Annotated in this window: 15 protein-coding genes; 10 read left to right on the forward strand and 5 right to left on the reverse strand. The window is 63.6% G+C overall.

Going from position 1 to position 15,077, the window contains the following annotated elements:
- Window positions 1–11: 11 nt before the first annotated feature.
- Window positions 12–476, reverse strand: coding sequence for an NUDIX domain-containing protein (locus tag LB515_RS26725; RefSeq protein ID WP_224709488.1), 465 nt, complete (start codon window positions 474–476; stop codon window positions 12–14).
- Between the two features lie 405 nt (window positions 477–881).
- Between LB515_RS26725 and LB515_RS26730 the strand changes: the two genes are divergently transcribed.
- The 9 genes from LB515_RS26730 to LB515_RS26770 all read left to right on the forward strand — a co-directional run bounded on the left by LB515_RS26730 (window position 882) and on the right by LB515_RS26770 (window position 9,770).
- Window positions 882–3,650 (forward strand): DUF2339 domain-containing protein, encoded by a 2,769-nt coding sequence (locus LB515_RS26730; RefSeq protein ID WP_224709489.1) that lies wholly within the window; start codon window positions 882–884, stop codon window positions 3,648–3,650.
- A 59-nt stretch (window positions 3,651–3,709) separates the two neighbouring features.
- On the forward strand, window positions 3,710–3,952 hold the full coding sequence (locus LB515_RS26735; RefSeq protein ID WP_140545284.1) for a type II toxin-antitoxin system VapB family antitoxin: 243 nt from the start codon (window positions 3,710–3,712) through the stop codon (window positions 3,950–3,952).
- The gene (locus LB515_RS26740) at window positions 3,952–4,365 is read left to right on the forward strand and encodes a type II toxin-antitoxin system VapC family toxin (RefSeq protein ID WP_224709490.1); all 414 of its coding nucleotides are present in this window, start codon (window positions 3,952–3,954) and stop codon (window positions 4,363–4,365) included. The genes LB515_RS26735 and LB515_RS26740 overlap by 1 nt, the downstream gene beginning before the upstream one ends.
- A 159-nt stretch (window positions 4,366–4,524) precedes the next feature.
- Window positions 4,525–5,043 carry an RNA polymerase sigma factor gene (locus LB515_RS26745; RefSeq protein ID WP_040984221.1) on the forward strand — a complete coding sequence of 173 codons (519 nt, stop codon included), beginning with the start codon at window positions 4,525–4,527 and terminating at the stop codon, window positions 5,041–5,043.
- Window positions 5,040–5,834 carry an anti-sigma factor family protein gene (locus LB515_RS26750; protein WP_224709491.1) on the forward strand — a complete coding sequence of 265 codons (795 nt, stop codon included), beginning with the start codon at window positions 5,040–5,042 and terminating at the stop codon, window positions 5,832–5,834. The genes LB515_RS26745 and LB515_RS26750 overlap by 4 nt, the downstream gene beginning before the upstream one ends.
- A gap of 207 nt (window positions 5,835–6,041) precedes the next feature.
- Window positions 6,042–7,139, forward strand: coding sequence for a GNAT family N-acetyltransferase/peptidase C39 family protein (locus LB515_RS26755; RefSeq protein ID WP_224605325.1), 1,098 nt, complete (start codon window positions 6,042–6,044; stop codon window positions 7,137–7,139).
- A gap of 4 nt (window positions 7,140–7,143) precedes the next feature.
- Complete coding sequence (locus LB515_RS26760) at window positions 7,144–8,607, forward strand: RimK family protein (RefSeq protein WP_224605327.1); 1,464 nt, start codon at window positions 7,144–7,146, stop codon at window positions 8,605–8,607.
- Window positions 8,608–8,750: 143 nt separating this feature from the next.
- On the forward strand, window positions 8,751–9,023 hold the full coding sequence (locus LB515_RS26765; RefSeq protein WP_040984213.1) for a DUF3303 domain-containing protein: 273 nt from the start codon (window positions 8,751–8,753) through the stop codon (window positions 9,021–9,023).
- Window positions 9,024–9,134: 111 nt separating this feature from the next.
- Window positions 9,135–9,770, forward strand: a complete 636-nt coding sequence (locus LB515_RS26770) for a hypothetical protein (protein ID WP_140842485.1) — start codon at window positions 9,135–9,137, stop codon at window positions 9,768–9,770.
- Here LB515_RS26770 and LB515_RS26775 read toward each other — a convergent pair.
- Complete coding sequence (locus tag LB515_RS26775) at window positions 9,755–10,045, reverse strand: LysR substrate-binding domain-containing protein (RefSeq protein WP_318011976.1); 291 nt, start codon at window positions 10,043–10,045, stop codon at window positions 9,755–9,757. The two genes, LB515_RS26770 and LB515_RS26775, sit on opposite strands and share 16 nt — an antisense overlap.
- Window positions 10,046–10,264: 219 nt before the next feature.
- On the opposite strand from LB515_RS26775, the gene LB515_RS26780 reads away from it, so the two are divergent.
- Window positions 10,265–11,155 carry a fatty acid desaturase family protein gene (locus LB515_RS26780; RefSeq protein WP_318011979.1) on the forward strand — a complete coding sequence of 297 codons (891 nt, stop codon included), beginning with the start codon at window positions 10,265–10,267 and terminating at the stop codon, window positions 11,153–11,155.
- Window positions 11,156–11,307: 152 nt separating this feature from the next.
- Here LB515_RS26780 and LB515_RS26785 read toward each other — a convergent pair whose 3' ends face one another.
- The 3 genes from LB515_RS26785 to LB515_RS26795 all read right to left on the reverse strand — a co-directional run bounded on the left by LB515_RS26785 (window position 11,308) and on the right by LB515_RS26795 (window position 15,011).
- Complete coding sequence (locus tag LB515_RS26785) at window positions 11,308–13,443, reverse strand: putative bifunctional diguanylate cyclase/phosphodiesterase (protein WP_224709492.1); 2,136 nt, start codon at window positions 13,441–13,443, stop codon at window positions 11,308–11,310.
- A gap of 66 nt (window positions 13,444–13,509) precedes the next feature.
- Window positions 13,510–14,148, reverse strand: coding sequence for a YfbR-like 5'-deoxynucleotidase (locus tag LB515_RS26790; RefSeq protein WP_140842479.1), 639 nt, complete (start codon window positions 14,146–14,148; stop codon window positions 13,510–13,512).
- Window positions 14,148–15,011 carry a YgfZ/GcvT domain-containing protein gene (locus tag LB515_RS26795; RefSeq protein ID WP_224709493.1) on the reverse strand — a complete coding sequence of 288 codons (864 nt, stop codon included), beginning with the start codon at window positions 15,009–15,011 and terminating at the stop codon, window positions 14,148–14,150. Before LB515_RS26795 ends, LB515_RS26790 begins: the two co-directional genes overlap by 1 nt.
- Window positions 15,012–15,077 lie beyond the last annotated feature (66 nt).

Here is a 15,077-nt window from a genome sequence, read left to right on the forward strand (position 1 = left end):
GAGGCAGCCGCCTATTCGGCGCTGCGTCGTTCCAGGAAATCGTCGAGCATGGGGCGCTGGCCCTTGAGAATCTTGACGCCGGCTTCGGGCAGCGAAAACCAGCCGGCCTTGTCGACTTCAGGAAACGCTTTCATGGTCCCCGATTTTGGCGGCCACTCCATCGTGAACATATTGCTCCTGACGGCATCCGCATCGATGTCCGCCTCGACGCTCCATGCGATGATGATCTTCCCGCCCGGCTGCTTGTAGCTGCCGAGCGGCCGGAAATCGCCGTCGACGGTGACGCCGAGCTCTTCTTCGGCTTCCCGCTTGGCGGCCTCGAGCTCATCCTCGTTATCGCCGATCAGTCCTTTCGGGATGGTCCACGCGCCTTCATCTTTTCTTGCCCAGAACGGCCCGCCCGGGTGGACGAGCAGGAATTCGAACACACCGGCGGTGCGCCTGTGGATCAGCAGGCCAGCGCTTTTTTGCGGCATCCATCACCTCGCGGCATTTTCTTCGCCCGCGCGAGAATAGCATGAGTATTCCGCGGCAGAGGTCACGTAATCTCGCCGGCAATGCCGACGCCTCGGCAGCCCGACATTGGATAAACCGGCAAGTTGCTGGCAATCGGCGACGAAACATGCTCGATCTTGCCAGTGCATGCCGCGCAAAAATGCGCAGTGGTTTTGGGAGAACGACATGCACCAAAACAGCGCATATGGCCTGAAGGTGCGCAGCGGTTTTGGGAGAACGACATGCACCAAAACAATGACTAAAGGCGCGTCGCCTGACTCCGTTTCGGCGCGAGGCGCCTTTAGCCGGCAAGACGCTGATTTGCACCAGCCGTCTCATTGCCGCATTCTTTGGCCACGACCGGTCTGGTTTTGAGGGAAACCGCCATGTTTTTCAGCCTGATCGCCATTGCCGCTGTCATAGCTCTTTTCGTCATCGTGTCACGACAGCAGAACCGCATTGCGCTGGTCGAGCGCGAGCTCGGTATCCTGCGCGGCCTTGTGCAGCCTGGAGCTTCGCTGTCGGCGCCTAACGCGGCGGACGCCGCGCAGGACGGTCTTGCCGAGAAGGCCAAGGCAGCCGCGGCGCCTGCCGCGCCGTTGGCGGAGGGCGCGACCGTGGCCGAGGAGGTCGTCGCGACGCCCGAGACCGCCGAAGGCGAGGCCGTGGCCGGACCCTGGACGAAGGGCAAGGCGGCCCTGGTGCAATCCGCCGCACCGGCGCAACCCGCCACCGTAGCCGAGACGCCCGCGGCCGGATCTCCCGAGGCCCCCAAGGCGGCGCGCCAAACCGATGTCGAAACAGCGCTGGGCACTCGCTGGGCAGTCTGGGTCGGCGGCATCGCGCTGGCGCTGGGCGGCCTGTTCCTGATCCGCTACACCATCGAGGCCGGCATTTTCGGCCCTGGCGTGCGCCTCGCCGCGGCCGGCATCCTCGGCCTGGTGCTGATTGCCGGCGCCGAATTCATCCGTCGCACCGGCTTCAGGGTGCCGGTGCAGGGCGCCGCCGGCGCCTACATCCCCGCGATTCTGACCGGGGCGGGCGCCTTCATCCTGTTCGGCACGGTCTACGCGGCGCACGCCATCTATGGCTTCATCGGTCCGGCGACGGCTTTCGCGCTGCTTGGTGTCATCGGCGTCGCGACCATTGGCGCTTCGCTCCTGCATGGCCTGGCGTTGGCCGGCATCGGCCTCGTCGGCGCCATGGTCACGCCGGCGCTGGTCGCCTCGGAAGCACCCAATCCCTGGGCCTTGTTCGTCTATCTCGCGATCGTGCTTGCCGCCACGGCGGCAATCGCCCGCATCCGCGACTGGAGGGCGCTGGTGGCCGCGGCCTTTGCCGGCGCCGGCGTCTGGACCATTCTCTATATGGTCGACGCGCCGGAGGTGAACCTCGCCGCCGTCCTGTTCATCAGCCTGGCGACGCTCGCCGTGCTGGCTTTCGTCTGGCTCGGCCTTTTTTTGGTTACTGGCCGCGACGATACGGCGCGCGGCTTCGACTGGCCTTCGATCGTGCCCGGCTTCTTCATCGCCTTGAGCGCGCTCGGCCTGTCCGTCGATCCGGCCTTTGCCAGCGCCGGCGATGCCTTGCACGGGGCGATCCTGCTGGCCGCACTGGTCGCGGTGGCGCTCTACCGGCCGCGCGCGCTTCCGCTCGTCTTTGCCGCCGGCATCGCGACCGTGATGATCTATCTGGGTATCATCCCGCCCGCCACGATCGGCGCGAATGCGCTCGACGTCGGGCTCGACGCTCAGCTTTTGGCGTCGTCCGACGTGCTGACTTTCCGCATCGGCGTCGCGCTCGGCATGATCTTCCTCGCCGCCGGTTTCTGGGCGGCACGCCGCTTCGCCGCCGCCGCTCCATTGCGCGCAGCCTGCTGGGCGGCCTGGGGCGTCATTGCGCCGCTGGTGGTGCTTCTGGCGCTGTGGCTGACCTTCGGCGATATCGACCGCGATCTCGGCTATGCTCTGCCGGCCCTGTTGCTGGCGCTCGCCTTCGCCGCCGGCGGCGAATGGATCGCGCGCGCCGAGGAGCCGCCGCTGGCCGGCGGCCCGGCCGTGTCATTCGCGCTCGGCGGCGCCGGCGTCGCAGGCCTGCTGATGCTGCACATGGCCTTCGGCTCCGGCTGGACGACCCTGCTGCTCGGCGCCGCCGCTGTCGTCCCGGCGCTGGCAACGCGCTGGCGCACCTACCCCGTGCTGGGCTGGATCGCAGTGGGCGCGGCGGTCGCCGTGCTCGGCCGCGTCGCCTTCGATCCGACCATCGTCGGCGCGGCGTCTCTCGCCAGGACGCCGGTCTTGAACTGGCTGCTGCCGGGCTATGGCGTGCCGGCGCTCGCCTTCGGTTTCGCCGCCTGGCAGCTCGCCCGCACTACCAATGGCCGGCCGCGCCTTGCCATGGAGGCGGCGTCGGCCCTGTTCGCGCTGCTTACCATTGCCATGCTGGTGCGCCATGCCATGCATGGCGGCGTCATCGACACCGGCACCGTCACTCTTGCCGAACAGGCGATCTACACGCTGATCGCGCTCGGCGCCGGCGCCATACTGGTCGCCATCGACATGCGTTCGCCGAGCTCGGTCCTGCGTTATGGCTCGATGGCCGCCGGCGTGGTTTCGGCCGGCCTGATCGCCGTCCAGCATTTCGTCGTGCTGAACCCGCTGCTGACGGACGAGTCGACCGGCACGGTTCCCGTCTTCAACCTTTTGTTTCTCGCCTATCTGCTGCCGGCGGTCGCCGCCGGGGCGCTGGCACTCTATGTCCGCGACAAGCGCCCGCGATGGTATGCGGCAATGCTCGCGCTGATCGCCGCGCTGCTTGCCTTCGCCTATGCCACGCTCTCGGTGCGCCGCCTGTTCAAGGGCGAGTTCATCGCCCTGTGGAGCGGGCTCGGCCAGCTCGAGACCTATACCTACTCCGCGCTCTGGCTGGTCATCGGCGTGGCGCTGCTTGCCGCCGGCGTCCGGCTGAAATCGCAGGTATTGCGCATCGCGTCGGCGGCGCTGATCGCGGTCGCGGTGCTGAAAGTCTTCCTCTTCGACATGTCGGAACTCGAAGGCGTGCTGCGCGCGCTGTCCTTCATCGGTCTGGGTGCCGTGCTGATCGGGATAGGGCTGTTCTATCAGCGGTTGCTGACAAGGGCGGCGAGGGAAGCGTAGTGATTGGACTTGTTTGGATATTCAAAATGGAATATATAAATATCCAATAGGAGATATTCATGCCGCTCTACATTCGCGACGACGAGGTCGATGCGCTGGCCGCAAAGTTGCAGCGCGAGACCAATGCGACCAGCAAGACCGAGGCCGTGCGGACCGCGCTTTTGCACGAACTGGAACGCCATCGCGCCAAGGTGCCGCTGCGCGACCGGATCGTCAGGCTTCAGGCGGAGGCGAAGAAGATCGGTCTGCCCAATCCCGATTTCGACATGAAGAAATTCACCGATGAGATGTGGGAAGATTGATGTTTGTCGACGCTTCGGTGCTTGTCGCCATTCTCAACCAGGAACCAGGCTGGGAAGAATTGTTCAAACAACTCTCCGGAACTGTCGACTTCTACGTCTCCGCGATGGTCCGCTTTGAGGCGACACAGGCACTGGCGCGAGCCGGCGCGGGTTCCCGCAAGCCGACCGCTGAAGCGCTCCTGAAGGCTCGCGATCTGGTAGACCAGCTGATTTTGGAAATTGGTGGAGAAAATGTGCCGATCGGCGACGAAATCGGCTCGCGCGCTATCGATGCAAGCGCGCGCTATGGCAAGGCCGTTGGTCATCAAGCCGATCTGAACCTGGGTGATTGTTTTGCCTATGCCTGCGCCAAGGTGCTCGATATTCCGCTGCTCTACAAAGGCAATGATTTCCTGCTGACGGATTTGAAATAACTGGCTTTCTCTCCAATTGGCGGGAATAAACCGCCCTCTGCCGGCGTTATTCATGTGCTTGGGTAACCGCAGCGGTTGGGCCGCTTCGCGCTGACTGCTTGCACCGCGCCGCAAAGGCGCGTTCTATCCGGATGGAAAGCGACCTCGAAACAAGCGGTCATGGACGACAAGAAGGCAGCGATCCTGAGCGAGATACCGCGGCTGCGGCGCTATGCGCGCTCGCTGCTGCGCGAGCGCGATTCCGCCGACGACCTGGTCCAGGATTGCCTGGAGCGGGCGCTCGTGCGGCTCGACAACTGGCAGACTGGAGAGAGCCCCCGGAGGTGGCTGTTTACGATCATGCATCACTTGTTCATCGACCAGATGCGCAAGGTCAACCGGCGCGGCGAGGCGGCGATGCTGCCTCTCGAAGCCGGTGAGGCCCAAGCCGCGCCCGCCGATCAGGTCGAGACCATCGCCTCGCGCGAGATCATGGATGCCTTGCAGGCGATCAGCCCCGATCGCCGCGCGGCATTGGTGATGGTCGCCATCGAGGGCTTTTCCTATGCCGAGGCCGCCAACATCCTTGGCGTGCCGGCCGGCACGCTGATGTCGCGCATCGCGCGCGGCCGCGAGGAATTGCGAGGATTGCTCGACGACACATCGCGCCGCCGCTCGATAAGGATCGTCGAGAAATGACCCGCAGCGATTTTTCCGAACGCGATATCCATATGGCCCTCGATGGCGAGCTGCCGGGCGAGGAGCGCATGGCCTACGACTCCTGGCTCGAGGCCAATCCCGAGATGAAGGCAAAGTCCGCGCGCTACATCGCCGACCGCGCCGCCATGCGCGCCGCCCTGGCCGGCGTGATGGACGAGCCGGTGCCAGCGAGGCTGCGGCAGGTCGTGCTTGGCGAGGCGCCTGCAAAAGCATCGCCCTGGCGCTCGCGCTGGTGGCTCTCGGCCGCAGCCGCCGTTGTGCTCGCTGTGGGCGGCCTCGGCGGCTATGTCGCCGGCATTGACAGCGTCAGCCGCGGCGACGACGGCGACGACCAGCTCGCCGAGCAGGCGATCGCCGCTCATGTCCTGTACGCCGCCGAGAAGCGCCATGCCGTCGAGGTCCCGGCAAGCGACAAGGACCATCTCCAGACCTGGCTGTCGAACCGAGTCGGGCTGAAGCTGGTTGCGCCCGACCTGGCGGCCGAGGGCTTCCAACTGGTCGGTGGGCGGCTGCTGCCGGCTGGCGGCCAGGGCAAGGCGGCGATGCTGCTCTACGAGGACGCCAAGGGCGAACGAATCTCGCTCTTTGTCACCGCCGAATCGTCGGCGACGTCCAAGGGCACCTATACTGCCGAGGGGGGTGGACCGGAGGCGGTCTACTGGCTGGATAAAGGCTATGCTTGCGCCGTCGTCGGCTCGTTGCCGCCGGAGCGCCTGTCGGACGTTGCAAAGAGCGCCTACGGCCAGCTGCTGGCCGGCATATCGAGCTGAATCGGCTGCGTTTTTTCGTCGGCCGGCAGTTCCTTTGAACGGCAATTCTGTTCAAACGCTTGGCCCTTTGCCGCCGCCGCGGAAACTGTCACAATTCAGCCCTAATCAAGGAGCGATAGCGCTTGATGAATACTGGCGCTTCGGCCAGTATTCGCGACGCATCCACCGGGGCCGTTTCTTAAACAATCGAGGTTTTCCTTAGCCCGCATGCCTGCCGAGATCCGCAAGGCCCGCGCGTCAGACGTCGATGACCTCGCCGCCATCGAGAAGGCTGTTTTTCCGGGCGACAGGCTCTCGCGCCGCTCCTTCCGCCAGTTCATCGAACGCGACACCGCCGAGATGCTGGTGGCCGAGAACGAGGGCCGCGTCGCCGGCTATGCGGTGGTGCTGTTTCGCAAGGGCAGCGGCGTCGCGCGGCTTTATTCCATCGCCGTCGGACCCTTCTTTGGCCGCCTCGGCATCGGCCGACTTCTGCTGGCGGCCGCCGAGGAAGCGGCCTTCGAGCATGACCGGCTGTTGCTGCGCCTCGAAGTGCGCGAGGACAATCAGCGCGCCATCCGTATCTACGAAGAGGCCGGCTATCGGAAATTGGGCCGCGAGCCCGACTATTACGAGGATGGCGCGACCGCGCTGCGCTATGAAAAGACGCTGCGCGGCGACACGCCGACCGCGACTAAGGTGCCGTTCTACCAGCAGACCTGCGAGTTCACCTGCGGCCCTTGCTGCCTGATGATGGCGATGGCCAATTTCGATCCTGGCTTCGTGCCAGACCCGGTCATGGAGATTCGCCTGTGGCGCGAGGCCACCACAGTCTTCATGATGTCCGGCCCTGGCGGCTGCGAGCCTTTCGGCCTGGCGGTCGCCGGCTATGAGAGCGGACTTGCGGCCGAGATATTCGTCTCCTTTTATGGCGCGTTGTTCCTCCAGTCGGTGAGGAGCGAGGACAAGCGCCGGGTGATGGAGCTTGCCCAGGTCGATTTCCGCCGTCGCGCCGAACTCTACGGCATCCCTGTCAATTACCGTCCGTTCGGCATCGGCGACATCCGTGACGCCCTTGCCGAGGGCAAGCTGGTTGTGGTCCTGATCAGCGGCTTCCTGATGTTCGGCAAGAAGGTGCCGCATTGGGTGCTGGCCATCGGCGACGATGGCGACCATATCCTGATCCACGATCCTTGGGTCGAGGATGAAAGGCAGGAAACGATCCTCGATGCCGCGAACATTCCGGTGCCCTACGACATCTTCATGAATATGGCGCAGTTTGGCCGCGACGGTTTGCGCGCCGCCATCACTCTGGGAAAACGCTGAGACAATGACCTGGGTTATCCTGACAGGCAGGCAGAACGATCTCGATCAGGTGGCCACACCCCACAAGATCATCACCAACCGCGACTATCTCGCGCATCCGGCGCTGTTCCGCGGCCAGCGGCCGAAGGTGATCAACCTGTCGAACAATTACGGCTACCAGAGCCGCGGCTACTACGCCTCGCTTCTCGCGGGCTCGCGCGGCCACAGGGTGATCCCGACCGTCGAGACCATGATCGACCTTTCGGAGCGCAAGCTCTACGAGCACGCGCTGCCGGAGCTCGAGCTCGCCCTGAACAAATGCCGCAAGGATCTCGGCGGGATTTTTCCGGCCAAGGTAGCGATCTTCTTCGGCATCGGTCCGTCGAAAGTATGGGATCGTTTCGCCAAGCTGTTGTTCGACTGGTTCCGCGCGCCGGCGCTCGAGGTCCACATCAAGGACAGCGCCGAATGGGCCTCGATCCGCAAGATCGGCTTCCTGCCGCTTGCCCGCATGTCCGAGGATGAGGAAGAGTTCTTCCTGCAGTGCCTGGACACCTACACCAACCGCGAATGGCGCGACACCAAGGGCCGCACGCCGGCGCGCTACACGTTCGCGACGCTGGTCGATCCGCATGAGGAACTGCCGCCGTCGGAGATTTCCTCGCTGCGCTATTGGGCGAGAATCGCCGAGAAGATGGGCGTCGAGGTCGAGCCGATCACCAGGAAGGACCTCGCCAAACTCGCCAATTACGACGCGCTGTTTATCCGCGAGACCACGGCGATCTCCAACCACACCTACCGCTTCGCGCGCCGCGCCCAGCAGGAAGGCATGCCGGTGATCGACGATCCGCTGTCGATGATCCGCTGCACCAACAAGGTCTATCTCAACGAGCTGATGACCTACAACAAGGTGCCGGTGCCGCCGACGGTGATGATTGCCGGCACGTCCGACTTCGAGGTGGCGGCGCAGACGCTCGGCTTCCCCCTGGTGCTGAAGATCCCGGATTCGTCTTTCTCGCGCGGCGTCAAAAAATGCGAGAACATGGCCGAGCTGACCAAGCTCGCGACCGAATGGCTGGACGATTCCGATCTCTTGATCGCGCAGAAATTCATCCCGACCGAATATGACTGGCGCGTCGGCGTGCTCGGCGGCCAGCCGCTGTTTGCCGTGCATTATCTGATGGCGAAAAAGCACTGGCAGATCGTCAACCACAAAGCCAGCGGCAAGCCCGACCAGGGCGGCATCAAGACGTTCACGCTGAAGCAGACGCCGCCGCATGTCGTCGAGACGGCGGTGCGGGCGGCAAAATGCATCGGCGACGGGCTCTACGGCGTCGACCTCAAGGAGACCAAGGACGGCGTCTTCGTCATCGAGGTCAACGACAATCCCAACCTCGACCATGGCTGGGAGGATTCGGGCGAGAAGGACGAGCTCTGGGTGCGGCTGACGCAGTGGTTCCTGGAGCGCCTGGAAAGGCCGGAGAAGTAGCGGCGGGAGAAGAGGAACTGAAGAACTGAAGAACTGAAGAACTGAAGAATGGAGTGTCTGGCGGAACCATCTGTCCTTGCGTCATCAGCCCATCATTTCTTAATCTCCTCAGTTCCTCAGTTCAATCAAACCGAGGGAAACAAATGCTATTCCTAGTGATCGAGGACTTTCATGGCGCGGACCGCAAGGAGATCTATCGCCGCTTTCGCGACAAGGGCCGGCTGAAGCCTGACGAGCTCGTTGTCCACCACTCCTGGATCGCGGCCGATATGAGCCGCTGCTTCCTGCTGGTGGAGGCCGACGACGTCACGATCCTGCAGCGCTGGGCCATCGAGTGGAACGACCTCGTCGAGTTCGAGATCATTCCAGTGGCGACGAGCAAGGACATGGTTGCGGCGCTGGCCGGGCATCTCTAAGCGAATATCCTGGCCCGCCGTTTCTTCAATTTGCACAGAACTGCCTAACTGCGTCTTAAGCCCGGCTTGCTATTCCGCCTATATTGTGGATTGCCCAGAGGCTCTAAAAAGATGATCAGGCTGTTTCAATCGGGCAATTGCGGCCAAATTCTTTACCTCGTTCTTTTGGTCTTCTTGATCGGGTTTGATTTTGCCAAGGACCCTATCCAGCATTTTCTGGTCGGGACCAAAGAGAACATTCAAAGGCAGATCTATGCGGCTGACGGCAACAGTATGGCCCTGAGCCAAAAGTCCTTTGTCGAGGAACTGAGGACGCCGGACTATGGGATGCACGATAAGCCGAAATCCGCCGAGCAACTTGCTTCCGGCATGGTCGCCAGAGGGCTCGCTATGGAGGCAAAGAGCTCCGCCATCGGCACGGTCTATATCTCCATCCTTGTGGCGATGGGCTTTGCCACCATCGTCGCGATCATTTGGATGGTATTCGCCCGCGTGCGCGACATTGGTTGGCCGGCCGCGGTAGGGTTCGGCGTTCTTGCGCCGAAGCTTGCAATTTCAGTTCTTCCCGGCAGTCTTCCGCCGCCGGCCTTTGACATCCTACAATACAGCTTCATTGCCGCGATAATAGTGCTTGGGTTCGTGCCGGGTGGATTTGCCCACGGACCGCGTGCCGAACCGGCTCGGCAGGCAATCATACCCGAGCCGGCGCGTCGTGCCCCTGGCCAATTCGGTCAAAGACGGCGCTGAGCTGTGGCGCCAAGCGCCGGCGATCCGACCGCGCGCACGCATTCCCCAATCAGCCATTCGCGGAACGCCGCCACGATATCGCGTCTGGCGCCGCGTTCCGGGATCGTCGGGCAGTAGGGCTGGCGCAACTCCAGCGATCTGGCAACGGGCCGGACCAGCCGGCCGGCTTCCAGCGCCTGGGCGCAGTAGACGCCTTGCGCCAGCGCCATGCCCAGCCCTGAAATGGCGAGATCGAGCACTGCCCGCGACGAATTCGCGGAGAGACCGCTCTGCATTGCGTGGTCCGCTTCGCTTCCCGTCGCCTCGAACCAGTTGCGCCAGGATGGGAAAGATGCGCCGGTCGGTTCCCCAGTCGGTCCGCGCAAGGAGGGAAGGGCGGCCATAACAATCCGAAAGATAAGATTACCTTACCTATTTCGCAGAAATCCTCGTTTTTCGAGAGGTTTGTTTCTGGGTATCGTGATCTCATGAACGCAATCGACCACGACGCAGCCATCGACCATCGCTCCGTGATAGCCTCGCTGACGAATGAGGAGCGCAGCCGGCTGACCGGCAAATCGGATGGGCCGGCCCTTGTTCAGTTCGCGCTCCATCTCGGCGCGATCATCCTCCTTGGCGCGCTGATCGCGGCCAAGGTGCGTTTCTGGCCGGTCCTGATGCTGCCGCAGGGCATCCTGATCGTCTTCCTGTTCACGCTGTTGCATGAAACGGTGCACAGGACGGCGTTCGAAACGCAGTGGTTGAACGATACCGTCGCGCGCTTTTGCAGTCTGGCGCTCGCGCTGCCGGCCGACTGGTTCCGCTACTTCCATTTCGCCCATCACCGCTTCACCCAGGATCCCGAAAACGATCCGGAGCTCGCTTTCCCGAAGCCCGAGACGATGCGGCAATACATCGTCCACGTCTCCGGCCTGCCGGTGTGGTGGGGGCATTTCAAGACGCTCTACACCAATGCGATGGGGCGCTGCCGCGACACCTACGTGCCGCCAAAGGGCTTGCCAAAAGTGAAGGCCGAGGCGCGGACGATGACCGCCTTCTATGTCGTCCTGCTGGCGCTTGCGGTCTGGTTCAGTGCCTCGGTGCTGCTCTATGTCTGGATCGTGCCGGCGCTGCTCGGCCAGCCGTTCCTCAGGCTCTATCTGCTGGCCGAGCACGGCCGCTGTCCCTTTGTCGCCAACATGCTGGAAAACACCCGCACGACGCTGACCAACTGGTTCGTGCGCAAGCTCGCCTGGAACATGCCTTATCATGCCGAGCACCACGCCTATCCCGGCGTGCCGTTCCACCAGCTGCCGGAATTTCACCGTCTGATCGAGCGGCACCTCAAGGTGGTCGAGCCAGGCTATGTCTCTTTCCACGAGAAATACATAGAGGCACTGCGCTAGCGCGTGTCGATATTCAGGTGGTGCCGGCCTGCAAATGCCAGCTTCCTGCGCTTCCGGTGCTCACGTCCTTCAGTGCGCTCCGCTCCGGTTCTCGGAATCCGTCATTCTCGGCACGGCCTGACCTGAATCTCAACACGTGCAAGTAGGAGAAGTCAGCCTGATTGGCGCAGCTGCGCCTGCGAGCGCAGCAGCCTGCCAATGTCGGACGCCTTGGCCGGCACGCCGATCAGAAAGCCTTGCGCCTCGCCGCAACCGGCTTTGCGAAGCATATCGAGCTGCGCTTCGGTCTCGACCCCTTCGGCGGTGACGGTGATGCCGAGCTCGGCGCCGAGCCTGATCACCGTGCGCACGATCGCCGCCGTGTCGCGCTTGTCGAGATCGCGGATGAAGGAGCGGTCGATCTTGATCTTGTCGACGGGGAAGCGCCGAAGGTAGCCAAGCGAGGAATAGCCGGTGCCGAAATCGTCGAGCGCGATGCGCACGCCGAGACCGCGCAACTGGCTCAGCGTCTTCAGCACCGCGTCGCTTTCGTCCATCATCACCGTCTCGGTGATTTCGAGCTCCAGGCGGTTGGCCGGCAGGCCGGAAAAGGCAAGCGCCGAGATCACGCTGCGAGCGAACCCGCCGCTCTTGATCTGCGCGGCCGAGACATTGACGGCCATGCGCATGTCCGGCGGCCAGTTCGCCGCCACGTTGCAAGCCTTGCGCAACGCCCAATCGCCGAGCTGCACGATCAGTCCGGTTTCCTCGGCGGCGGCGATGAAGTTTTCCGGCGATACCAGGCCGCGCGACCGCGAGCGCCAGCGCATCAGGGCTTCCGCGCCGACAATTTTGCCGGAGCCGATGTCGAGGATTGGCTGGAAGTCGAGTTCGAATTCGCGCCTGGACAGCGCTGCCTCGAGATCGGCCTCGAGCGCCCGGCGCTCCCGCATCAGCGCATCCATGCCCTGCTCGAAGAAGCGGTAGACGTTGCGCCCTTCGCTCTTGCCCCGGTAGAGTGCCATGTCGGCGTTGGTGAGCAGCGTGTCGGCGTCGTGTCCGTCGCCGGGATAGAGCGCGATGCCGAGGCTCACGCCAACATGCATCTCTCGCCCCTTGTCGCGATAAGGCTTGCCGACGATCTCGACAATGCGCTTGGCGAGCTTTTCGGCGTCGGCGACGCTCTTGATGCCCGACTGGATGATGGCGAATTCGTCGCCGCCGAAGCGCGCCACCACGTCCTTGCTGCTGCGCACGGCCTGCTGTAGCCGCTTGGCGACGCATTTCAGCAGCCAGTCGCCGGCCGGGTGGCCGAACGTGTCGTTAACGGCCTTGAAGCGGTCGAGGTCGAGCGACAGGATTGCCAGCGGCTTTGCCTCGCCAAGCGCCTGGTCCAGCTTTTCGCGAAACATCGACCGGTTGGGCAGGTTGGTCAGCGTGTCGTGATGCGCAAGATGCGTCATACGCTCTTCGGTGCGCCGGCGCTCGGTGACGTCGTCGAAGGTCACCACCCAGCCGCCGCCGCTCATCGGCTGACGGACAACCAGAAATGTCCTGCCGTCGGCAAGATACCGGTAAGTCGAATGCATCTGCCCCGCCCGCAGGCAAGCTTCGGTCTTGGCGACTTCGCTGTCGACATCGATCTTTGTGTAGATGCCGAGCTCCAGCAGTCGTTTGAGCGCGTCCCGGTGCGTCGTGCCGAACGGGAAATCTGCCGCGGCTACGTTGTAGAGCTCCAGAAAACGCTGATTGCGCACGATCATCTTGCCGCCGGCGTCATACATCAGCAGGCCTTGCGACATGTTGGCTAAGGCAGCGTCGAAGCGGCGGTGCTGCTCCTTCAGCTCCTTTTCGGCGCGCCGTTGCACGGTCACGTCCTCGTAGATCGAGACCCAGCCGCCGGAAGCCAGCGGCCGGTGCGAGATGACGATGATGCGCCCATCCGCCAGAGCCTCCTCATAGGTCGAGGGCTTCGCGCCGTCGATATAGGGCTTGCGGACGGCATAGAGCTCCTCGGCGCTTTGCGAGGCGATGCCGATGTCGACGCTGTGCTGGAGGATGTCGAAGAAGCGGATGCCGGGCTTCATCACCTTGGCGTCGAGGCGGAAAAGGTCGATGTAGTTGCGGTTGCAGATAATCATCCGCTCATCGGCGTCGAACATGCACAGGCCATGCGACATATTCTCGACAGCCGCCGCGAAGCGCTCGTTCTGCGCGCGAAGTTCTTCGGCTATTCGTCGCACCGGGCCAACACCGGCCGCTCTTCGCTTGCCGGCGAACGAACCAGTCTTGACATGTGCGCCGGGCATGAGCACGCCTTCGGATCGTGACCGAACGCAAATACTGTCCTGCTCGCCGGTTAATTTAGCGTTCTATTAAGGGGTGGAATTGACCGCGCGCGAAGACTGGCGCCTGGTTTCCAGCGTCTTGAAACGCCTGAGAAAAGCTGTTTGCGCCCAGGTCACGGATTTTGGTGTGAAGTCGAAGCTATCGGCGGAGAAGCCGCGCGGCCGGCCGAAATACTCGGTCGCCTCAGCGGTCGAAAAGCCGGCCAGTAGCGTCGCCTCGTAATAGGCGGCGATCTGGTCGGCGCGCTTGATGTCGTTGCGCAAGGAGGCGGCGAGTTCCGCCGGCAGCGAGAAACGCAGATGGATCGCGCGCTGCAGGCGCAGCTCGCAATCCTTGTAGGAACCGCCCATCACCGATTTGAACGGCGAGATCATGTCGCCGATGACATATTCCGGCGCATCATGCAGCAGCGCTGCGAGCCGCGCCTCGGCCGGGGCTGCAGGCGCCAGTTCACCGTAGAGAGCTTCGACCAGCAGCGAATGCTGCGCCACCGAGAAGGCGTGGTCGCCTCTGGTCTGGCCGTTCCAGCGCGCGACGCGGGCGAGCCCGTGCGCGATATCGGCGATCTCGATGTCCAGCGGCGAGGGATCGAGCAGGTCGAGCCGCCGGCCGGACAGCATGCGTTGCCAGGCGCGCGGCGGCGCGCCGGCCCGGTCGGCCGCCATCAGGCCCCCTCCGCGCTGACCGCACCTTCAGGGAAGGTGTACTTCACCCAGGCGGGAATGGCGAGCCTTACCGGAATCTCGCCCGCCGTGATCGCCTCGCCGGCATCCAGCGCCGCCTTGACGCGGTCGATGCGGGCAATGGCGAGACCAGTCCGGTGGCCGACAGACCCGAGCGTGCCCACCAGTCGGCCGGCCACGGTGAGCTCGGTCCCGGCGGCGGGCAGGGGGCTATCGGCCGAAGCGATCAGCACACGGCGCCGCGCGGTGCCGCGATGCTGCATGCGCGAGACCACTTCCTGGCCGATATAGCAGCCCTTCTTGAAACCGACGCCGCCCGTCTCGTCGAGCAGCACGTCATGCGGGAAGGCATCGCCAAGCTGGTAGTCGCTGCCGCTTTCGGCAATGCCGTTGCCGATGCGCATGTTCAGCCAGCCATTCGGGTCGCCGCCGTCCCGTGCCTCGCCGCCATAAGTGCGGGTAACCGTGATATCTTGAAACCGCGTGTCGGAGAGCGCTGTTGAATCAGAACGTGAGGCGGTTGAATCATCACCCCATGCGACTGTGACAAGCACCTGATCCTGCTTGGCGATCTCGGCCTTTGCCCTTAGCCGGTAAAGCATCAGCCTGCGCACGAAGTCGTCGGCGATGTCGGCCCGGCATTCCAGTTGGAAGCCATCGTCGCCGGCGCGCGAGACCAGGAAATCGAACAGAATCTTGCCCTGCGGCGAAAGCAGCGCGCCAGGTTTTGCCTGGCCCCGGCCGAGGGCGTCGAGATCGGTGGTGAGGATGTTCTGCAAAAAATGCTCGGCATCGGGGCCTGACACGGAAATGAGCGCGCGGTCTTTGATTTGGGCAAAGGGCATGAGCGTGAAATCGGCCTGATCTTGCAAAACGTCCGGTCATTACGTAAGCCGGCCACACTCCCCCCG

This window comes from Mesorhizobium sp. CA15 (assembly GCF_020165215.1).
Classification (GTDB): Bacteria; Pseudomonadota; Alphaproteobacteria; order Rhizobiales; family Rhizobiaceae; genus Mesorhizobium.